Source organism: Acidobacteriota bacterium (genome assembly GCA_039683095.1).
GTDB lineage: Bacteria > Acidobacteriota > Aminicenantia > Aminicenantales > Saccharicenantaceae > RBG-16-66-30.
Genome location: JBDKSB010000001.1, coordinates 243,793 through 265,498, shown reverse-complemented (window position 1 = coordinate 265,498; position 21,706 = coordinate 243,793). Strand labels below are relative to the sequence as shown.

The window sequence follows — 21,706 nt, the reverse complement described above, 5'->3', positions numbered from 1 at the left end:
TCCGCTATTTGCCGGGAGCGAACGGGTCGTTGAGAATCTTGACGTAGCTCTTCTCGCGGAGATCCTTGAGATAGGCCGCTTCCTTGACGGACGACTTCTGGGCGAAGAGCTTCTGCTCGACCTCGCTGCGGGATTCCTCGAACGACTTCAGGCGGCTGTCCTTTTTCTCCACGAGCTGGAGCAGGTACCAGCCGTTCTTGCTGTTGATCCAGCCGCTGGTCTCGCCGGCCTTGAGCTTGTCCACGGCCGATTCGAGGGCCGGCTCGAGCTCGCCGGCCTTGAACGTCCCCAGCTCGCCCTTGGCCTCCTTCATCGGCGGGTCGGACAGCTCCGTGGCGGCGTCGGCGAAGGCCGCGCCCGACCTGAGCTTGGCGTCGACCGCGGCTTTCTGTGACTCGGCCGCCTCGGCCGTCCGGCCCTCGCCCGCGAGGTAGATGGCGTTGAGCTTGTACTCCGTCGGCACCGTGAACTCGTCCGGGTTCTTCTTGTAGTACTGGACGACCTCAGAATCCCCGAGCGCGATGGATCGCCGGACCTCCGTGTAAACGACGGCGTCCCGCAGGATGTTCTCCTCGTATTGGCGGAGCCAGGCCTCGTAGGAAACGCCCTGCTGCTCGAGGGCCCGGCGCAGGTCGGCGTCCGAGGTGATGTTGTTGTCCTGCTTGATCCTCTCGACGGCCGCCTTGAGCTGCTCCTGGACGTTCAGGCCGAGCTCCTTGGCCTTCTGCAGCAGCAGGATCTGGGTGATCAGGGAGTTGAGGAACTCCTTGCGCAGGCCCTCCTCCGCCTGGGCCTGCTGCGCCTCGGGGACCTGGGCCCGCAGGGCGGATTGGGCCATCTCGAACTGGGCCCGGAATTCGGACAGCGTGATGACGTCGTCGTTGACAACGGCCACGATCTCCTCGACGACCTCCTGGGCGGAGAGCGCGGGCGCCGCGACGAGGACGACCGCCAACGTCAGACCTGCGATGATCTTTTTCATTCGTCCGACCTCTGGTACTTGAAGAATAGATTCTCGGGATGCGTCTCCCAGCTCAGCGTTTCCTTGAGCCCGGCCAGGTGGGCGGCCAGGGCGTCCTTCATCTTCTGGGCCATGATCCGCTGCTGGATCTCCGTCGCCGCCTCGGCCTCGGCCTGGAGGGCGGGCGGATACTTCTTGTCCAGCCTGAAGACGTGGAAGCCGTAGGAGGATTCGACGACCTGGCTGGTCCGGCCCTCGTCGAGCGCGAAGATGACCTTCTCCATGTCCGCGGGCAGGTCGCCCTGGGCGAAGACGCCCATGACGCCGCCGCGGGCCGCCTCGGGGCCGAGCGATTCCGCCCGGGCGATCCTGCGGAACTCGTCCTCCCCCGTCCCCTCGAGCCGCCGGACGATCGAGACCGCCTTCTGCTCGGTGTCGACGAGGATCTGCGAGACCTGGACCCGTCCCTGGTGGAGGAAGTCCTTCTTGTGCTGCTCGTAGTAGTCGTGGACCTCGGCCGGGTCGACCCGGACGTCGCGCACGACGAGGTAGGTGTATTTCTCGATCAGGAGCCGGTCGAAGGCGCGCCCGGCCGGCGCCGGCTCCCGCGTCCCGGCCCCCGCCTCGGGCAGGACGCCCATGGCCAGCTTGGCCAGGTATTCCTTCTTTTCGTCTTCGCTCAGGGAGACGCCGCGCTGCCGGGCGGCTTCGAGCAGGATCGCCTCGTCGACGAACCGGTCGAAGAGCCGGCTCAGGGACTCGGCCGGGAGCCCCGGCGCGGCCGCCCCGGCGGCCTCGAGGTAGGCCCGGAGATCGGCGTTGCCGTACTCGTTCTTTTCGACCCGCAGGACCTGGCTGCTCCTGAGCTTGCTCTGGACGAGCCCGGCGACCTTGGAGACGGCCGAGCGGCCCTTGTCGCGGCCGCAGGCGAACAGGGCCAGGATGGCCAGGACGCCCAGCGCGGCCAGGACCTGGAAGACCGGACGCCCCCCCTGGGACCACCAGCTCCGACCGCTCCTGCCGTATGCGCACATCTTTTTTAGTATCAATTCATTGTATCTCAATTGGATAACGTCTTCAAGACGCCGACCGTTTCATCGAGGAGGTCCCGCTCCGTCGTCCCCCGCAGGGCCAGAGACATGACGCCTTCGGGCGAGAGCGAGCCGGCGTGCTTCTTGAGCAGGGGCGTGACCCGGGCCCAGTCCACGGGCGTCTCGGGCCGGAACTTGATCACCAGCCGGCGCTCGGCCCGGTCGATGGACCGGATGCGCAGCCTCGTCGCCAGGTGCTTGAGCGCGCCGTAGCGCAGCAGGTTCTCGATCGGCCCGGGGACGGGCCCGAAGCGGTCGGCGATCTCCGCCCGGATGCCCTCGATCTCCTCCAGGCTCTCGACCGCGGCCAGCCGCTTGTAGAGGTTCAGGCGCAGGTTGACCTGGGGCAGGTAGTCCTCGGGGACGTGGATGTCGACCTTGAGATTGATCTCGGGGTTCGTCTCCTCGACGACCTCGCCCTTAAGCCCGCGGATGGCCTGGTCGAGGAGCTGCATGTAGTACTCGAAGCCGACGGCCTCCATCGTGCCGTGCTGGCGATGGCCGAGGAGGTTTCCGGCGCCGCGGATCTCGAGGTCGCGGGCGGCCAGGCGGAAGCCCGAGCCGAGCTCGCTGAACTCCTTGAGCGCCTTCAGGCGCTCGCGGGCGAGCGGGGTCAGCTCGATGTAGGGCGGGACGAGGAAGTAGGCGTAGGCCTGCCGCGCCGACCGGCCGACCCGGCCGCGGAGCTGGTAGAGCTGGGCCAGGCCGTAGAGGTCGGCCCGGTCGACGATGAGGGTGTTGACGAGCGGAATGTCGATGCCGTTCTCGATGATGGTCGTCGAGACGAGGACGTCGTACCTGCGGTCGACGAAGTCGAGCATCCGCTTTTCCAGGTCCGGGCCGGCCATCTGGCCGTGGACGGCGACGACGCGGGCCTGGGGCACGAGCTTGACGACCATCTCGGCGACCTTGTCGATGTCCTCGATGCGGTTGTGGATGACATAGACCTGCCCGCCCCGGCCGATCTCCTGGCGCACCGCGGCGGCGATGAGCTTGGCGTTGAACGGGGTGACGACCGTGTGGACGGCCAGGCGGTCGCGCGGCGGCGTCTCGATGAGCGAGATGTCGCGCAGGCCCGAGAGCGACATGTTCAGCGTCCGCGGGATGGGCGTCGCGGTCAGGGTCAGGACGTCGATCGTGGCCTTGAACTGCTTGATCTTCTCCTTGTGGCCGACCCCGAAGCGCTGCTCCTCGTCGACGATGAGCAGGCCCAGGTCCTTGAAGCCGACGTCCTTGGACAGGATCCGGTGCGTGCCGATGAGGATGTCGACGAAGCCCTTGCGGCAGTCCTCGAGCAGAGCCTTCTGCTCGCGCGGCGACTGGAGCCGGGTCAGGGCCTCGACGCGGACCGGGAAGAGGACCATCCGGTCACGGAAGGTCTTCAGGTGCTGGCTGGCCAGGACGGTCGTCGGGCAGAGCACGGCGACCTGCTTGCCGTCCATGACGGCCTTGAAGGCGGCCCGCATGGCCACCTCGGTCTTGCCGTAGCCGACGTCGCCGCAGAGGAGGCGGTCCATGGAGGCCCGGCCCTCCATGTCGGCCCGGATCTCGCGGATCGAGCGGAGCTGGTCGTCGGTCTCCTCGTACTCGAAGGTCTTGGCGAACTCCTCGTCCCACGGCCCGCCCGAGGAGAAGGCGTGGCCCTTGACGGCCCGCCGCTTGGCGTAGAGATCGACCAGCTCCTTGGCCACGGCCTCGACGGCCTTCTTGGCCCGGGTCCGGGTCTTCTCCCAGGAGTTCGTGCCGAGCTTGTCGAGCGGCGGGAGCTCCGCCCCGGCCTGGGAGAACTTCTGGACCAGGTTGAGGTTCTCGACCGGCACGAGCAGCTTGTCGCCGTCGCGGTAGTGGAGCTCGATGAACTCGCGGCCCTGGCCCTCGACCTCGACCCGCCGCAGGCCGCGGAAGACGCCGATGCCGTAGTCGGCGTGGACGACGAAATCGCCGGCCCGGAGGTCCTGGAACTGGGAGAGGAAGGGCCGGCGCGAGGCCCGGCTGACGATGACCTTTTCCTCGGTGAAGATGTCCTTTTCGGCGAAGAAGTCGAGCTTCTCGCGGGGATAGCTGAAGCCGCCCGGCAGGGGGCCGAGGAGCAGGGCGACCTCGTCGCGGGGCGGCACGGCGAAGGGCGAGTCGGTCTCGACGACGGGGATATCGCTCTCGCGGAGGAGCGTGGCCATGCGCTGGCGCGTCCCGGCGTTCAGGAGGTAGATCGAGCAGAGATCGCTCTCGGCCTGGAGCTTCTTGAGATATTGGAGGAAGAAGGGGATCTTGTTGTCGAAGCGGGGCACGGGCTGGAAGGAGAAGCCGTAGCTCTTCTTGCGGGCGGGGGCGCCGAGCTCCTCGAACCGGACGGCTTCCCGCCGGACGCGCTGCAGGAGGCGGGGCGGGAAGATGGCCTCGGGATCGAGGGCGAAGACGCCGTCGGCCAGGAGGTCGGCGCACTGGTCGCGCAGCTCCTTGACGTGGCCGTCCCACTCGCCGTCGACGGCCTCGGGGTTGTCGACGACGAAGACGGGGTCGCGGAGGTAGTCGGTCACGGGCGCGAAGCGGTCGGCCAGGAGCAGGGCCTGGGCGGCGAAGCTCGGCCCGAAGTCGCCGCGGTCGAAGGCGGCGGCCCTGGCCTCGAGGTCGCGGGCGAAGCCCCTGGAGCGCCTGTGCGCGGCGGATTTCCAGGCGTCGAGGAACTCCGGCGTGGCCGGGAACTCGCGCAGGCCCGGGACGGTCAGCCGGTCGACGCGCTTGAGGGACCGCTGGGTGGAGATGTCGAACTCGCGGAGCGAGACGACGCGCGTCCCGTCGAGCTCGATGCGGAACGGGTTGGCCTCCCAGGGCGAGAAGACGTCGACGATGCCGCCGCGCCAGGCGTATTCGCCCGGCGAGGCGATGAGGTCCTCGCGGGTGTAGCCGTAGCGGGCCAGGGTCTCGAGCAGGGCGTCGTGGTCCGCCTCGCCGCCGACCTCGAGGTCGAGGAAGAGGCCGCGCAGGTCCTCCGGCCCCGGGACCGGCTTGAGCAGGCCGCCGAGCGACGTGACGATGAGCGCGGGCGGGGCCGCCAGGAGGCGGCGGAGGAGCTTCATCCGCGAGGACACGGCGTCCAGGGCGGGCGGGACCTCAAAATAAGGGTTCTCGGAGAGGGGCGGCAGCGTGGCCAGCCCGGCCCCCGGGGCCAGGCGCGGCAGGTAGAAGCGGCAGTCCTGCTCGGCCTGGCCGAGCGGGGCGGATTCGGCGCGGATGAAGACGATCGGCCGGCCGGCGGTCTTGGCCAGGCAGGCCAGGACGCAGGCCTTGGCCGGCTCGATGACGCCGTGGACCGATATCGGCCGCTCCGGCGAGGCGACGGCCCGGGCCAAGTCGGCGAATTCGGGCGTGCGCAGGAGAAAATCGAGGCTCACCCGGTTATTCTACCATGAACGCCGGCGGGGCCTGCCCCCGCTGCGAAGAGCGGGCGACCCGGAAAGGCCAAGCCAGAAAGGGTCAAACCTGCCTTTTGCCGACCTCCATTTTCACGAGCAGTCCGGAGGGAGTATACTGCTTTGGCGGGACATCCCCCGTTCGAACACCAACGTCGTCTGCGCACAAAAGGAGGATCGTCTGGATGAAAAAAGCCTGCTTCCTGTTCATTATCCTGGGATCCGTCGCCGCCGCGATGGCCTCCCCCGTTCGCCCGGCTCAGGCGCCCGCCCCGGCCGAGGACGCGCTCACGGTCAAGGCCCGGGAGTTCCTGGCGGCCATGGAGAAGGGCGACTTCGCCCTGGCCGCCCGCGACTTCGACGCGACCATGCTCAAGGCCCTGGGACCGGACAAGCTCGAGACGATGTGGGCCAGGCAGCTGCCGGCCCAGCTCGGGGCGTTCAAGCAGCAGGGCCCGGCGCGCCGCGAAGAGCAACAGGGCTACGAGATCGTCTTCGTCGCCTGCGAGTTCGAAAAGGCCCGGATCGACGCGCGGGTCGTTTTCAATAAGGACGGCCGGATCGCCGGCCTGCAGTTCGCGCCGCCGGCGCCGCCGGTGAAATACGAGCCGCCGGCCTACGCCGATCCGGCCAGATTCGAAGAGACCGAGGTCACGGTCGGCTCGGGCGAGTGGGCCCTGCCGGGGACGCTGACCAGGCCGAAAGGCGCCGGCCCCTTCCCCGCCATCGTGCTCGTCCACGGCTCCGGGCCCAACGACCGGGACGAGACGCTCGGCCCCAACAAGCTCTTCAAGGACCTGGCCTGGGGGCTGGCCTCGCGCGGCATCGCCGTCCTCCGCTACGACAAGCGCAGCAAGGTCCACGGGAAGAGGATCGTGGCCGATCCCAGGATCGAGGCGGCAATGACCGTGAAGGAAGAGACCGTCGACGACGCGCTGGCCGCCGCGGCCCTGCTCCGCAAGACGCCGGGGCTCGACGGCCGGCGGGTGTTCATCCTGGGGCACAGCCTGGGCGGATACCTGATGCCGAGGATCGCCCTGGCCGGCCGGCCGCTGAAGCCGGCCGGGTTCATCATCCTGGCCGGCCTGACGCGGCCGATCGAGGACACGATGATCCGCCAGATGACTTACCTTTACGGCCTGGCCGGGAGCTCCCTGTCCGACGACGACAGGAAAAGGCTCGAGGGCCTCAAGGCCCAGGCGGCCAGGATCAAGGCCCTCACCGCGGCCGACAGCGGCTCGACCACGAGGCTCCTGGGGGCCATGCCGGCCTACTGGCTCGACCTCCGCGGCTACAACCCGCCCGAGCTTGCCAGGTCGGTCAAGGCGCCCATGCTCATCCTCCAGGGCGAGCGCGATTACCAGGTCCAGACGGCCGACCTCGACAACTGGAAGGCCGCCCTGGGCTCGCGGCGGGACGTCGAGTTCCGCCTCTATCCCAAGCTCAATCATCTCTTCTACGAGGGGGAGGGAGCCCTGACGCCGGCGGAGTACATCGAGAAGCACGGCAGCGTCGCGCCCTACGTCGTGGACGACATCGCCGGCTGGATCGCGAAGCGCTGAAGGCCGCCGATGCCGTCCTACAGCCGCCACCAGTAGGAGAACTTGACGAAGACGTTCCAGTTCTCGCGGAGGAAGCGGCCGGACGAGGTGCGGAGGTAATTGTTGTCGAAGCCGAGGAAGAAGACCGTGCCCGGCCGCAGGACCCAGCTGGCCAGGAGGCTGCCGAAGGCCTTCTCGTAGAAGAAGTTGTAGTCGACGATGGCCCGGAACGACAGCGTCCGGCTGAACTGGTAGGCCGCCTTCTCGCGGACGACGTTGTAGTCCCAGTTCCCGGAGCCGTCGGCCCGGTCCCAGAACGTCTGCTTGCTGAAGTCGGTCCCCAGCTGGAGCCGCTTGCTGGGCTTGATGGTCAGCGACACGCCGTACGTGTTGCTGGCGCCGAGGTAAGCGTCGTCGGGGTCGTAGTTGATGCTGTCGCCTGTCTGGAAGGAGAAGTACAAGGGCAGCCAGCTGATGAAGGTGAACTGCGATTCGATCGAGAGATTCTGCTTCCGGAACTCGACGCCAGCGAACCGCTCCATCGCCGCCTCGTATTGGACAAAGACCTGGTTGAATTCGGTCAGCCGGAATTGGATCTGGGGCCGGATCCAGGTGTCCTGGGTGACGCTGTCGGCGTAGCCGTCGCGCACGCCCGCCTGGACGCGGAAGCGGACCTGGTTGAGGTATTTCTTGTCGGGATAGAGGGTGTAGGAGGCGTAGCCGCCGGCGCTCCGGTAGTCGGTCCTGTTGACGAAGCCGAGCGAGGCCTGGAAGTCGGGGTGGACCGCCTTGTAGAAGCCGCCGACGTCCCAATGCCTGGTCGTGTAGCAGAGGTCGCCGTAAAGGCCGGGCGCGAGCGAGGTCCGCTCGCCGGCGGCGCTCGAGCTCGAGGCCACGGCCTGGAAGTTGAAAAAGACCCGGTCCTTGAACCGGAGCTGGCCGTCGATCCCACCCAGGCGGCTCCAGCTGCCCCCGCCGAGCTCCTTGTCGGTCAGGGTGAAGCCGATGTAGGAGCCCGAGCCGACGTCCGCCTTGGTCCGGAGGACATTGGAAAAGGCCTTGGCCCCGGAAGTCTCCCCCCCGCCGTTCGGTATCTCCCAGAGGCTCTCGGCCGGGTGCATGTCGTAGGCCGAGAGCAGGCCGTAGGCGAACCGGCCGCTCTTGCCGGAGATCTTTGCCCCGAAGCTGGGGTCGTTGATCTGGCGGGTGTAGACCGTCTCGATCGCCGGCGAGTTGAAGATCTCCATGCCCTCGAGGAAGAAGGGCCGCTTCTCGTTGTAGCGCAGGGCGTAGCGGAGGTTGTAGTCGATCTGCGGCTCGTCGGCCTCGATCTGGCTGAAATCGGGGTTGGCCGTCAGGTCGAGGGTCGTGTTCGAGGCCAGGCCGAGCTTGAAATTGGCGCCCGGCTGAAAGTCGAACGCCTTCCCCTCGGCCGCCGGCCCGCCCCGCCCGAGCGAGGTCACGAAGGGCATGACCTCGACGTTGCGGCTGCGCTCGACGGCCCCGCGCATCAGGAACGGCCGGCCGTTGGACAGCAGGCCGGGGATGTCGCGCGAAACCGTCGGATGCACGATGACCTCGCCCGTTCGCGGCAGGTTGCGGGCAAAGACCAGGTTCCAGGCTTTGAGGTCCTCGTTCGGGAAGCGCAGGCTCTTGAAGGGGATGGCCATCTCGACCGTGTAGCCCTCCCCGTCGATCGAGCCGCCGGAGGCGAAAACGGTGTCCCAGCTGTCGTCCATGTTGTCGTTGCCGCCCTCCTCGACCCGGATGAAGTCCATCTGGACGCCGGCCGGGTTGACGGCGAAGGTGAAGGCCCGCCGCTTCTCGTTGAAGGTGTCGAGCATGACCATGACCCAGTCGTCCTCCAGGCAGCCGTCGCGCTTGGTGATCGAGCAGCGGATCCTGGAAGACTGGGAATCGAAAGCCCGTATGGCGATATAGAGGTTCTTCTCGTCGTGGCCGAGATAGGCCGCGGTCCTCTCGGTCGGCGTCCCGTTCTCCTTGGGGCTGAGCTGGACGAAAGCGTCGATCTTCAGGCCCTCGGCCTCCCAGATGGGATTGTCGAGGACGCCGTCGATCTTCGGAGCGCGGGTCAGGCGGGGGATCTCGAGGGGCGACTTGAGATCGCCGGCCGTCCGGGCCGGCGCGGCGGGGGAGGCCGCCCGGACGGCGGCCCAGGCCAGCGCCAACCGCAGCACAGCCCCGAAGATCCGTTTCCTCATGAGCGCGCTCCTTTTTCGTGGTCCGCCCCCGCGCCACCTTGTCCCTTCAGCAAGGTTGACGAAGGGACGGGCCCGAATGTTCACGCGAGACCGGAAAAATAGGGCCGGCGCGGCGCCGCGTCCGGTTGCGGGACAGCCGGGATTGCGAATATAATGGCCGGGACATGATCCGAGCCCGGCGGAGGTTCCCCGTGAGAAGGACTCTCGTTCTCGCCCTCGCATTCCTCGTGGCGGCGGCCGCCGTCCCGGCGCCCCTCGCCTGCCAGACGCCCGATCCCGACCGCTGGCTCGACGGCGTGACGGGGCGCGGCGACGACGTCCGCCTGGTCATCTTCAATCCCGAGGTGTTCAATGTCCGGGCCCTGGCCGAGCTGCGCCGGCTCGGCGTCATCGACATCCCCAACCTGACGGTCGTCGGCGTCTGGCACGAGCGGCAGGCGGACGATTTCGCCGAGAGCCGGAAGTACGTCGCGGAGAACAAGCTCGACTGGTTCAAGTTCCATGTCGTCAGAGCCGAGATCAGCGAGCCGGTCCTCTTCAAGCGGAACGCCTGCACGCCAGAGTTCGAGAGGATCGCGGCCAAGGCCGACGGCGTCATCTTTTTCGGCGGGCCCGACGCGCCGGCCTCGATTTACGGCGAGAAAACGAGCCTGTTCACGGAGATCAGCGATCCCTTCCGTCACTACCTCGAGGTCTCGGCGGCCTTCCACTTCCTCGGCGGCTCGCAGGACCCGGGTTTCAAGCCGCTCCTGGAGGGGCGCCCGGGCTTCCCCGTGCTCGGCATCTGCCTGGGCTTACAGACGATGAACATCGGGACGGGCGGGACGCTGGCCCAGGACATCCGCTGGGACGTCTACGGGCAGACGACCTTCGAAGGGACGATCGCCCTCGGGCCCGAGCAGTGGCACACGAATCCCTACCGGGGCCTGTTCCCGCTCGACCGGCTCATGGGCTACAGCTTCCATAGCCTGCAGCTCGGCGACGGGAGCGTCTTCGTCAAGGCCATGGGCTTCAAGCCGTCCGATCATCCCCGCGTCCTCAGCGCCCATCACCAGGCCATCGGCCGGATGGGGAAGGGCCTGGTGGCCACGGCCAGCTCGCGCGACGGCCGGATCGTCGAGGCCGTCCAGCACGAGAAATACCCCAACGTCCTCGGCGTCCAGTTCCACCCCGAGCATCCCCTGCTCTTCGACCCCGGGCCGCGGCAGAGGCAGAAGCCCGGCGACGCGCCGACGAGCTTCCTGGCCATCCTCGAGGGCACGCCGCCGAGCGTCGAATTCAACAAGGCGATCTGGCGCTGGTTCGCGGGCCGGCTGGCCGAGAGCCACGGCCGCTAGGGCGGCCGGCGCCCGGCCGCAACATTTTCCCCGGGCCGCGCGTCTATAAGAGCGGGGAAGAGCGCGGCTCCATGGCTCTTTGACAGCCCCCCCCGCCAACGGTTATCATAGCAGGGATCAGGGGTTTTAGCTCTTCTCCCGGGAACGAGGAGACAGCGGGATGGCAGCGTTCGCGTCGTTGTTCCGGCGAACCCGGCCCGAAGCCGCCCTGCGCGTCAAGAACGGTGACGCCTTCGCCGCCTGCGCGGACAAGCTCGGCCTCACCGCCCGCGAAAGCGAGATCGCCAGGCTGCTCCTCGGGGGCAAGGACAGCAAGCGGATCTCCGAAGAGCTCTTCATCTCCGAGCACACGGTCAAGAACCATATCCATCATATCTACCGGAAGCTCGGCATCCGGAACCGCATCCAGCTCGTCCGCTGCTTCCAGTCCGTGCTCGAGGATCCGGGCCGCCCGGCCGCGGCCGATCCCGCGCCCGCCGGAGGGCACCCCCTTCTCCGCAGGGCCGCCCTGCCGGTCCTCATCCTGGTCCTCGCCGCGGCCGCGACCCTGGCCGCCTGGAGGACCTGGGGCCGGCGGCCCCGCCCCGCCGCTTTTCCGCCGACGCCGGCGTTGGCCGTGCTGGACTTCGAGAACCTCTCGGCCGACCCCGACCTCGACAAGTGGGTGACCGGGCTCCCTCTCCTCCTGGCCACCGATCTCGGCCAGTCCAGGCGCCTGCGGACCGTCAGCGACGACGCCGTCTACAGCGCGCTCACGAAGTTCGACCTGACTGGCCGGCGGCGGTATTCCCGGGAGGAGCTGCGCCGCCTGGCCAGGGAGATGAAGGCCGACTACCTCATCAGCGGGACCGTGCTGGCCGCGGCGGGACGGATCGTCGTCACGGCCGTCCTCCAGGACGCCCGGACGGGGACCGCTATCCGGACCGAGATGCTGGACTGCCAGGACGAGAAGGACCTGATGCAGAAGGCGGACGGGCTGGCCAGGGCCATCCGGTCGGGCCTGGCCCGGACCGCCGAGCATGCCCTCGACGACATCGACCTCGACGTCGAGGTCCTGACGACCACCTCCGCCCTGGCCTACAAATATTACGCCGAGGGCTGGCGCTATCACCGCACGGGAGATTACGAGCAGAGCCTCATCATGCTCAGGAAAGCGGTGGAGATCGACCCGGAATTCGCCATGGCCTACCGGATGATGGCCGTGAACGCCCGGAACCTCCGCTACATCGACCGCGAGGCCGAATACCTGCGCCGGGCCTTCGAGCTCACGGACCGGCTGCCGGAGGACTGCCGGGAGCGCCACCTCATCCGGGGGGATTACTACGCCAAATCAGAGGCCACCTGGGAGCTGGCGGCCGCCGAGTTCATGAAGGTGATCGAGGACCACCCCTACGATCTCGTCGCTAACACCAGCCTCGCGGTCCTGTGCTACGAGACCGAGGACTTCGAGTCCGCGGCTGCCCGCGCGGACATCCCGATCCGTCAGGGCGCGTCCGATCCCTTTCCGCATCACACCCGGGCCGTCTCGCTCCGGGCCCTCGGCCGGACGAAGGAAGCCGTGCGGGTCCTGAACGCCTATCTCGAGAACTATCCGGCCAACCGCCTGGTCTACCAGACGCTCGTCGCCATCCTGATCGACACGGGGGACCTCGCCGGCGCGGCCGCGGCGCTCGAAAAGGCCGCCGCCGTCTTTCCCGATCCCTCCTGGTCGACCTGGAAGGGCATGCTGCTCTTCTTCACCCGGGGACCCGGTCCGGCGCGCGCAGAGTTCGGCCGGCTGTTCCTCATGGACGAGCCGGCCTGGCACCTCCAGGCCAGGCTCCGCCTGATGCTGCTCGCCCTGGCCGAGGGCCGTTACACCGAGGCCGAAAAGGAATGCCGCAACGGCATCGACCTGGCGGAGTCCATCCGCGAGTTCATGTGGTCCAAGGACATCCGGGCGATGCTCGGGCAGGTCCTGCTCGAACAGGGCAAGCCGGAGGCCGCCCTGGCCGAGCTCCGGACGGCGGTCACGGGCTCCGACAGCGACGTCTCGCGGACGAGAGCGCGCCTGATCGTCCTGGGAGCAGCCTGCGCCAGGACCGGGGACGACGCCGGGATCGAGGACCTGACGCGGCGGTTCCGGGAGTCCGTCGGGCCCGGCGCCCCCCGCCGCGTCCTCAGGGACTACGATCTATTCACCGGCGTCGTGGCCTACGAGCGCGGCCGCTACCGGGAGGCTGTGGCCGCCCTTGAAAAAGCCGCGGCCACCCTGCCGTCCGCCTTCCCCCCCTCGGCCTACGAGCCGGTCATCTTCTCCTGCCTCGGGCAGGCCAGGGAAAAGGCCGGCGACGCCGCCGGGGCGGCGGCGGCCTACGAGGAGATCCTGCGGGAAACGTCGTTCCGCTTCCTCTTCGCCGACTCCTACCCCCTCGCCGTCCTCGGAAAAGCCCGGGCCTCGGAGGCCCTGGGCCGCCGGGCGGACGCCATCGCGGGTTATCGGGACTTCCTCGAGCTCTGGCGGAACGCCGATCCGGGGCGGCCGGAGGTAGCGGAGGCCCGGGCCCGCCTGGCCGCGCTGGCCGGTTCGTCGGACTCCCCCCGCTGATCGAAGAGTGATCAGAAGAAGGGTTTTATCACATCGGAAAAGAGGGGGGCCCGCCCCTCCGGGATAGGGGCGGGCCCGACGGGCTCCGCGTCGTTCCCCTCGCTGGAGACTAGAACGAGAAGCGCATTCCGACGCGCCCGGAAATAGGAGCCAGGAAGCTGTAGGGCATGCCGAACCGCGGATCGACGACCTCGTCCGGGGACGGCTCCCAGTTGGTCGAAATGAGCGCCGCGTCGCCGGGGGAGATGTTGTAGCGGTACTTTATCGAGTAGATCCGCGTCGCCGTCCGGGAGTTGAACAGGTTGTCGACGTTGAGATTGAAGCTGAGGGCCTTACGGCCGCCGAGCTTGACCCGGTACTCGACATAGGCGTTGGCCAGGAAGATGAACGGGGTGCGGCCCATGCTGCCCCTGTTGTAGGGGTAGTAGCCGGCCGAATCGACGTTCCACTCCTCGGTGACCGGGGTGCCGCTGTAGGCGTTGGCGACTAGGCCCACGGTCAGGCCGAAGGGCAGGGCGTAGCTGCCGTAGGCCTTGATGGAATGGGTCCGGTCCGTCGGCAAAGGCCCGTCGATGGGATTGAGCTCCTTGTCGAACGACAGGTGCCACATGTCGAAGAACCGCTCGCCGTTCGGGGAGTTGCGGCCGTCCTCGTCGGACGAGGCCAGGCCGCTGTAGTTGCCTTCCAGCCGGCTGAGGGTGTAGGAGATGCCGCCCTGCCAGTTGTCGCTGAAGCGCTTCTCCAGGGACAGGTTCATGGCGTAGTAGTCGCGCTTGGCCTTGGGACAGTCGGGCGTCCCGGGCAGGAGCAGGCCGCTCTCCCTGCACTCAGCGAAGACGTTCTTGATATACTGGCTGCCGGGGTTGGTGTAGTAGTACGCTTCGATGGGCACGCCGATGTCCTCGATGGCCCAAAGGACCTTCTTGTTGACGAGGCGCAGCGACAGGGACGCGTCCTCGGCCAGCTTCTTCTCGAAGCCGAGGGAGATCTCGCGCTGGGTGAACGGCTTCATGTCGGGGTCGATGACGTCGAAGAGAGGCGGGCGGAAGTCGATGACGGTCAGGAGCGTGCCGGGGAAGTACCCGTCGACGCCGATCTTGGTGTAGTCCCAGTCGTCGAGGGTGTAATAGGCGCTCTTCCACTTCAGGCCGCCCAGGCCGTTGGCGCCCATGTTGAGCTTCATGACGTCCTGGAAGATGCCGAAGCTGCCGTAGATCTTGAAGCTCGAGTCGCCGAAGACGTCGTAGGAAAAGCCGAACCGCGGCGCGAGCTTGTCGGCGAAGGAAAAATTGACCGGCTTCTTGATGCCGGCGAAGGCCGGGTCGGTCGTGTAGCTGGGCAGGTACTCCGCCTCGGCGCGGAGGCCGAGGTTGAGCGTCAGCCGCCCGGCGATCGTCCAGCTGTCCTGGAGATAGAGGGACCAGCTGTTCATGTTGACCTTGTAGCCCTCGCCGTAGGGGCCGGCCTCGCCGGCGCCGCGAATGGCGTAGTAGCCGTAATCGCCGCGGCCGTAGTTGACGCTGTAGGCGACAAGGTCCAGGTCCCAGCCCAGGAAAACGATGGGCTGCTGGGCCCCATCGTTGACGTTCTGGGTCCGGCGCATGAACTGGAGGCCCGCCTTGAGGGCGTGCTCGCCGGCGGCGTTGAGGTAGTAGGTGAAGTCGGCGTTGGCGCTCAGCCGGCTGTCCATCCGCTGCTCCAGCCCCATGACGTTGGCCCTGGGGAAATTCTGCCATCCGGCAGGGTGAACGAGGTCGGCCGGGATCTCGGGGAACATGTCGTTCGAGACGTAGGCATAGCTGCCGGGCTGTTCCAGGCGGAACGCGTAATACGGGGTCGTCGGCAGCGACGCGATCCGGTGATTCTGGTTGTTGTAGAAATAGCCGCCGCGGACGCTCAACAGGGCGTTGTTGCTGAGGGTCAGGTCCGCATAGGCGGTCATCGAATAGTTCGGGTAGGAGAAGCCGAGGTTATTGTAGTCGCCGGAGGCGTTGGACGTGGCGGCGTAGGTCTGGTCAGCCGGATAGGTCATGGGGTCGCTGCCGCCCTTGTACTTGAAGAGGTTCAGGACGACGCTGGCCCCGGCCCGGAGGTTCTTGAGCGGCTGGGCCGAGAGCTTGAACGAAGCGTTCCAGGTCGTTTCGGTCCGCCTGTAGGAATTGACGGTCGGGACGCTCTGGATGGACATGTCCATGTCGCGGTCCCGGCGGAACAGGCTCGGCGTCAGGGCCCCGAAGAACCAGAGCCGGTCCTTGACGATATAGCCTCCCAGCAGGAACCCGCCCTCGAAGGAGCTCTCCTTGTCCTTGCCGACATATTCCGCATAGGGGTAGTAGCGGGCCTGCGTGCCGTCGCTCAGGTCCAGGGACAGCCGGGCTCGCCGCGCGCCCTCGAGCCCCGTGCCGGTATAGTAGCCGATGAGCTCGCCGTGATAGGCGTTGCCGCCCGAGCGGGTGATGACGTTGACGACGCCGCCGACGGATCCGCCGTACTCGGCGTTATAGCCGGAGGCCTTGAACTGGACCTCGTCGGCGAAATCGAAGACCACGTTCTGCTTGCGCGTCCCGCCCAGCAGGTCGGAGGTGTCCGTCCCATCGACGAAAAAAACGTTCTCCGCCCCCGAGGCGCCGTCGACCGAGATGCCGGCGAGAAGATCGTTCTCGCTCTGGACGCCGGGCAGGATGGTCACCAGCGAATCGAAGCTCCGGCCCTTGGGCAGGGCGTTGAAGGTGTCGGCGGTGAGGACCTGGCCCCGGGCGCTGTTCTTGACATCGATGAGCGGGGCCTGGCCGACGACCACGACCTCCTCCTCAACGGTGCTGGGCTTCATCGAGATGTCGACGACCAGGGCCTGTTCGACGCCGAGGACGATGTCGTCGCGGACGACCGCGGCAAAGCCCTGGAGGCTATAGGTGATCTTGAACGTGCCGGGCGGAAGGGCCAGGAGGCGGTAGACGCCGTTCGCGTCCGTGACCGTGGCCGCCGTCCCGACGAGCCGCGGGCTCTTCGCCTCGACGGACACGCCGGGGAGGGGCGCCCCCTGGTCGTCGATGACCGTGCCTATGATCCTGCCGGCCGTGGGAACCTGAGCGGAGAGGACCCCGGCCAGGAGAAGCGCGGCGAAGGCGAGCAAGCCGATCGATCTGAGCAATTTCATGGTTTCTCCTTGTCCCGGACCGAACCCCCCTCGGGGGCGGCCGGGCCGTTCTCTCGTTCCGCGCGCCGGGCCGTCCGCCCGTCGCGCCGAGAATTCCTTGCCTGGAGCGGGCCGTCCGGAGTCGCGGCGGGCTCAGGCTCCGGGCCTGGCGCCGGACGCGGCGGGATCGCTCCCCCTGGGATACGGATCTTGTTGCGGGCCTTCGGTTCCTGAGCACCTCCTTTGCGCATGATGATCGCGTCCATGGTCGTACCCGTCTTCCCGGACATGCCTCCACCATAGGTCCCCCGGCCGCCGTGTAAATGGGCCAATGGGCCCATTTGCCCATATGAACCGATAGTCCCAGGCCGCCCGGCGCCGGCTTGACACGTCCCGGACGGCCGTCTATGCTCTGGGCAGGGAGCTGGGTCGATCATGAGATGGTTTCGCGGCGTTCCCGTCCCGCCGGCGCTGGGCGCGGCGGCCCTCATCGTCCTGGCCGCGAGCTGCGGCTCCCCGTCCGGTCCCGCGCCCCTGGGCAGGATCGTCGCCCGAACGGACTGCAAGAGCGCCGGCGGAACGCCCGTCCGCGGGGCCGGCGCTGCGGCGGCGAGCCAGGAATGCGTCGAGTACGAGTACGACGGGCGGAGCGTCCTGCGGCTCAGGCACGTCAACGCCGCCTTCAACTGCTGCCCGGGCGCCATCTCCGCGGACATCGAGGCCTCGGGCACGATCATCAGGATCAGGGAGAGGGAATCGTCCTCGCTCTGCGACTGCAACTGCCTTTACGACATCAGCTACGAGATCACCGGTCTCGCGCCGGGATCCGTTCGGATCTCGATCGCCGGGCCCTACCAGCCCGAGGAGGGCCCGCCGCTCGAGTGCGTCTTCGACCTCGGCAACGCCTCTTCGGGCTCCTGCTGCGTCACGCGGACCGGCTACCCGTGGGGCCCATGACCGGCCGCCCTGGAACCGGATCGCGGCCCTGAGACAGGCGCCGGTTTCCGCCTGCCGAGAAAGGAAGATCGGGGATTGGTCTTGCGCCCCCGATGCCATAGAATAGAAGGCGACAGGTACGGAAGGAGGCTCCATGAGATTCGACATAGGCGCGGCGCTCGTCCTCATCGCCGTCGCGGCGGCCTGCGCGAAGTCAGCCAGGGCGCCCGAGGGCGTCCTGTTCCGCGACGACCTGGCCTTTCTGCAGGCCCACACCAAGGTCGTCGTGCTCGGCGCCGGCGGGCCGGCCCAGGTGGCCGTCAACCCCGACCTCCAGGGACGGGTCATGACCAGCACGGCGACCGGCCCCGGCGGCCTGAGCTTCGGCTGGATCGGCCGGGAGGCCATCGCCTCGGGCGTCAACAACCCGCACATGAACTCCTTCGGGGGAGAGGACCGTTTCTGGCTCGGCCCCGAGGGCGGCCAGTTCTCGATCTTCTTCAAGAAGGGCGATCCCTTCGACCTCGACCACTGGCGGACGCCGCCGGCCGTAAACGAGGGCGCCTTCGACGTCGTGTCGCAGGCCGCGGACCGCATCCGCCTCCGCAAGGTCGCCCACCTGGTGAACTATTCGGGCGCCGAGTTCGACCTCGAGGTCGGCCGGGAGATCCGCCTGCTCGGGGCGGCCGAGATCGGGGCGCTCGGCGTTCCGCTGCCGGCAGGCGTTTCCATGGTCGCCTACGCCTCCGACAACGCCGTCACCAACATCGGCGTGAACGTCTGGACCAGGAACGCCGGCCTGCTCTCGATCTGGATCCTGGGCATGTTCAACCCCTCGCCGGCGACGACCATCGTCATCCCGTTCAAGACGGGGCCGGCCGCCGAGCTCGGCCCGGCCGTGAACGACGCCTATTTCGGCAAGGTCCCGGCCGACCGCCTCGCCGTCGACGAGGCGAAAGGCGTCCTGTTCTTCTCCGGCGACGGCAAGCATCGGAGCAAGATCGGCCTGTCCCCCGCCCGGGTCAAGCCCTTCGCGGCGAGCTACGACGCGGCCAACGGGGTCCTGACCCTGGTCCATCTGACCCTGCCCGGGGGGGCGGCCGATTATGTCAACTCCATGTGGGAGATCCAGGATAAGCCGTTCGCCGGCGACGCCGTCAACAGCTACAACGACGGCCCGGCCTCGCCGGGGGCCAAGCCCCTCGGTCCGTTCTTCGAGCTCGAGACCTCGTCCCCGGCCGCGGCCCTCGCGCCGGGCGAGACCCTGTCGCACGTCCATACGACCATGCACTTCGCCGGGCCGAGGAAGGCCCTCGACAAGATCGCCCGGAAGGTCCTCGGCGTCGGTCTCGACGAGATCGAGAGGGCGCTCCCCAGGTGAGCCTGTCCCCGAATGGGGTCAGGGCATGCCGCGCGTCCAGGACGGCGGGAACGGGCGATCCGGCGTTTTTATCGAGAATTACACCGGGTCGCCGTTCGGGCAGGGCGGCCGGCCCCGGTTCCGGCCGCCGGCATCGCAGGGGAGGCGTGCCTTTCCGGGCCGGTTGCCTGGGGAAACCGAACAGGCGGTCAGGGCGTTTGCGATGTGACGAAAACGCGACTTCCGTTCAAATGGCCCCATGGCCCCTTGACACCCCGCCGCCCGGGACCCATCGTGAGGGCAGACCGATGAAGACCATGTGCCTTCGAACCGAGGGAGCCCGGTGTCGGCAATGGGGAGAAGGGACACGGTCCGCTTTCAAGGGGGGAAGGGAGGAGGGAGAGACGCGGACTGCCCTGAGGTCCTGACGGCGGACCTCAAGCGTCTCTTCCTCCGCTTTTTTTCTTCCCCGCGCCGGAGCGATAAGAACCGGATCGTTAAGGGGCTATCGAGCCCTGTCCATAGAACGGCCGGATCTGCGGCCGCATCACAACGAAACCGGGATGACCGGAGTATACAAAGGTGTAAAGAAATTTGCGGGCCGGGCGCGCCGTCCCGGCCTTTCGAGGGAGGCGTTAAGACGGGAAAGGGGGTCTCCGTTGGCATATTTCATGCAGGACCATTTTACGGAGATTCGGGGAACCTGATCCGTCATTTGTCGCGCGCCTTATCCCGGGGGCCGGGTAATGGGCGATGAAGGCGCGGGGGAAGCGACAAAATGCGACATTATTTGCCATGCCGCGCGGGCCCATTGACTTCGCCGGGGCGCCATCCGATTATGTGGACAGGTCCGATATCCTGGCCGGGGGCCAGGTTGTTGAACGACCGAGAGCAGAAGGGGGACACGATGAGGAATCTGCGGAAGGTGCCGTCGGCGGATCTGCGGTCCGGGGGCAGATCACTGAGGCAGGCCGCGCTCGACCGGCAATTTGACCTGGCCGCCTATCAGTTCTTCATGAAGCACAACGGGGAGCCGCCTCATCTCAGTCTTCGGGACTTCCTGGCCCGCTTCGAGCGGGCCGTCGTCTTCGAGGCGCTGGTCAGGGCGCACGGCAGCCAGGTGGCGACGGCTTCGTTCCTCAGGGTCAAGAAACAGACGCTGAACGCGAAGGTCAAGAAGCAGCACATCCTGATCACCAAGCAGATCACCAGACAGCCCATATAAGACTCGTCCGTCACGGGCAGGGGGTGGCCGTGAGGAAGGTGTTCGGGAGAGAGCCCGGGGGGGCCGCAGCGACGGTCGCCGCCGTCCTCTTCGTCGTGCTCGCGGCGGGTCCGGCCGCGGCGGGCCGCGGCGGACCCGGGAGCGGGGACGGGAGCGGTTCGCAAGTCGCGGAAAAGATCGTTCTCGATCCGTCGCCGGCCGGCCGCGAGATCGAGCCGCTCCTGGCCCGGCTGTGGGCCTCGAGGTTCTTCCGGCACAACGACGCCGTCCGCCTGGAGATCATGAACAACCGCTACGCCTTCTTCGGCCCGGGGAGCCCCGTTCCTCCCAAGGGGAACAAGGGCTTGGGCTGCTTCTCCCACACGCCCGGGGCGCGGGACGTCATCTTCCTGCGGAAGGACCTGTTCTCCCATTTCGAGGTCGGGATGGAAGGGACCGAGCTCTATAAGAACGTCGGAGACAGGGCCCTGCCGATCCTGGTCCACGAGATCTGCCACGACCTGTGGGCGAACGTCCTCGATGACCGGGAGCGGGCCGCGTTCGCGCGGGAGGGCGAGGACCTCATCGAGGAATACTGCCGGGCCCAGACCGCCGCCGGGCAGCGGCTCTTCCTGCTCCGGTTCGGGGACGATATCTCCGACCCCCGTTGCCGGCGGTCCTATGCCGAGATCGGGGACATCCTGGCCGCCCGGCTGTCGCGGCCTCTCCTGGCTCACGAGCTGTTCCCCTGGCTCGCCGAACGGCTCTTCATGACCAAGACCATGATCCCGAAACCCCTGAGGAAGTACTATTCCTGCATCCTGGCCGACATCCCCTCCGCGGACGCGGAGACCATCCGATAAGCGCGACGGAGAAACGATGAGCCGCTCGAGGCCGGCGGGTTGGATCGTCCTGGCGCTGGGACTTGGGATCCTGCCGGCCTTCGCGTCCGCCCGGGCCGGCGCCGGGCCGGCGGATGAACCGGCCAGGAGGCTGTGCCGGGCGGCGCGCGAAGGCCGGCTCGACGTCGTTCAGGCCATCCTGCGCGAGTCCCCCGAGAGCGTGCGCGGGACCGACCAGTTCGAATACACGGCCCTGCATTGGGCCTCCCTATGCGGCCAGGCGCCCGTCGCGAAGATCCTGCTGGACGCCGGGGCGGCGATCGAAGCCCGCGGCGGCCAGGAGGGACGGACGCCCCTCGGCCTGTCCGCCCTTCGCGGGCGCGAAGATATCCTCCGGGCCCTCCTGGCCCGGGGCGCGTCGGTCAACGCCAGGGACGGGCTCGGGCGGACGGCCGTTCACGCCGCCTGCGAGGGTGGGCAGGCCGGCGTGCTCGAGATCCTGATCGGGAACGGCGGGTCGGTCGACGTCCCCGACAAAGAAGGGCTGACCCCTCTGCACCTGGCCTGCCAGGCCGGCAGCGAGAGCGCCGCCCGCCTCCTGATCGATCACGGCGCGGCGGTGGACCACGCGGCCGGGACCGGCGAAACCCCGCTCCATCTCGCCGCCTGGTCCGGGTACGGCCGCCTGGTCGAACTCCTCCTCGAACGCGGGGCCCGCATGGACAGCGCGGACAGCGGAGGCGCGACGGCGCTTATCCGGGCTTCGCGCTGCGGGCAGGTCGCCGTCGTCCGGCTGCTCGTCGCCGCCGGCGCGGACACGGGCGTCCGGGACGCGACGGGGCGGACCGCCGCCGACTATGCCCGCCTGTTCGCATTCAAAGAGCTGCTCGCCGTCCTAATTGATCGCTGATTCAAACTGGACCTCAAAATGGGGGACACAATACCTATTTCCGATTTTTCCGTTTGCCCGGAATTCACGGGGATGCAATCCCTTTTCAAGATAAAAGGGTTATGTCCCCGAATTTCCGCGCACCTTCCCGAAATTCGGAAATAGGTATTGTGTCCCGCTTTTTGCCTAT

Annotated in this window: 13 protein-coding genes; 8 read left to right on the top strand and 5 right to left on the bottom strand. The window is 67.7% G+C overall.

The annotated features are described in order from the left end of the window. Positions 1-4: 4 nt before the first annotated feature. From ABFD52_01250 to mfd, 3 genes are read right to left on the bottom strand one after another with little or no spacing between them, the layout of a single operon-like run. Positions 5-982 (bottom strand): peptidyl-prolyl cis-trans isomerase, encoded by a 978-nt coding sequence (locus tag ABFD52_01250; GenBank protein MEN6559388.1) that lies wholly within the window; start codon positions 980-982, stop codon positions 5-7. Then, a complete protein-coding gene (locus ABFD52_01245; GenBank protein MEN6559387.1) occupies positions 979-1,995 on the bottom strand; it encodes a peptidyl-prolyl cis-trans isomerase in 1,017 nt (338 codons plus the stop codon). The genes ABFD52_01250 and ABFD52_01245 overlap by 4 nt, the downstream gene beginning before the upstream one ends. A 26-nt stretch (positions 1,996-2,021) precedes the next feature. After that, on the bottom strand, positions 2,022-5,444 hold the full coding sequence (gene mfd / locus ABFD52_01240) for a transcription-repair coupling factor (protein ID MEN6559386.1): 3,423 nt from the start codon (positions 5,442-5,444) through the stop codon (positions 2,022-2,024). A 203-nt stretch (positions 5,445-5,647) separates the two neighbouring features. Here mfd and ABFD52_01235 point away from each other — a divergent pair, with 203 nt between their 5' ends. Further along, entirely contained in the window at positions 5,648-7,024 is a 1,377-nt protein-coding gene (locus ABFD52_01235; GenBank protein MEN6559385.1) for an alpha/beta fold hydrolase, read from the top strand. A 17-nt stretch (positions 7,025-7,041) separates the two neighbouring features. On the opposite strand, the gene ABFD52_01230 is transcribed toward ABFD52_01235, so the two are convergent. Continuing rightward, positions 7,042-9,225, bottom strand: a complete 2,184-nt coding sequence (locus tag ABFD52_01230) for a DUF5916 domain-containing protein (protein ID MEN6559384.1) — start codon at positions 9,223-9,225, stop codon at positions 7,042-7,044. Between the two features lie 191 nt (positions 9,226-9,416). Here ABFD52_01230 and ABFD52_01225 point away from each other — a divergent pair, with 191 nt between their 5' ends. Both ABFD52_01225 and ABFD52_01220 read left to right on the top strand, forming a co-directional pair. After that, on the top strand, positions 9,417-10,562 hold the full coding sequence (locus ABFD52_01225) for a gamma-glutamyl-gamma-aminobutyrate hydrolase family protein (protein MEN6559383.1): 1,146 nt from the start codon (positions 9,417-9,419) through the stop codon (positions 10,560-10,562). Positions 10,563-10,722: 160 nt separating this feature from the next. Next, the gene (locus ABFD52_01220; GenBank protein MEN6559382.1) at positions 10,723-13,149 is read left to right on the top strand and encodes a tetratricopeptide repeat protein; all 2,427 of its coding nucleotides are present in this window, start codon (positions 10,723-10,725) and stop codon (positions 13,147-13,149) included. Positions 13,150-13,258: 109 nt separating this feature from the next. Here the strand turns inward: ABFD52_01220 and ABFD52_01215 are convergent, their stop codons facing one another. Further along, positions 13,259-16,306 carry a TonB-dependent receptor gene (locus tag ABFD52_01215; GenBank protein MEN6559381.1) on the bottom strand — a complete coding sequence of 1,016 codons (3,048 nt, stop codon included), beginning with the start codon at positions 16,304-16,306 and terminating at the stop codon, positions 13,259-13,261. Between the two features lie 414 nt (positions 16,307-16,720). Between ABFD52_01215 and ABFD52_01210 the strand changes: the two genes are divergently transcribed. The 5 genes from ABFD52_01210 to ABFD52_01190 all read left to right on the top strand — a co-directional run bounded on the left by ABFD52_01210 (position 16,721) and on the right by ABFD52_01190 (position 21,537). After that, positions 16,721-17,242 carry a hypothetical protein gene (locus ABFD52_01210; protein ID MEN6559380.1) on the top strand — a complete coding sequence of 174 codons (522 nt, stop codon included), beginning with the start codon at positions 16,721-16,723 and terminating at the stop codon, positions 17,240-17,242. Positions 17,243-17,375: 133 nt separating this feature from the next. Then, entirely contained in the window at positions 17,376-18,602 is a 1,227-nt protein-coding gene (locus ABFD52_01205; GenBank protein MEN6559379.1) for a DUF6786 family protein, read from the top strand. Positions 18,603-19,488: 886 nt separating this feature from the next. Next, positions 19,489-19,806 carry a hypothetical protein gene (locus ABFD52_01200; protein ID MEN6559378.1) on the top strand — a complete coding sequence of 106 codons (318 nt, stop codon included), beginning with the start codon at positions 19,489-19,491 and terminating at the stop codon, positions 19,804-19,806. A gap of 29 nt (positions 19,807-19,835) precedes the next feature. Further along, positions 19,836-20,648, top strand: a complete 813-nt coding sequence (locus ABFD52_01195) for a hypothetical protein (protein ID MEN6559377.1) — start codon at positions 19,836-19,838, stop codon at positions 20,646-20,648. A 16-nt stretch (positions 20,649-20,664) separates the two neighbouring features. Continuing rightward, positions 20,665-21,537: an ankyrin repeat domain-containing protein gene (locus tag ABFD52_01190; protein MEN6559376.1), complete on the top strand. Its 873-nt coding sequence runs from the start codon at positions 20,665-20,667 to the stop codon at positions 21,535-21,537. Positions 21,538-21,706 lie beyond the last annotated feature (169 nt).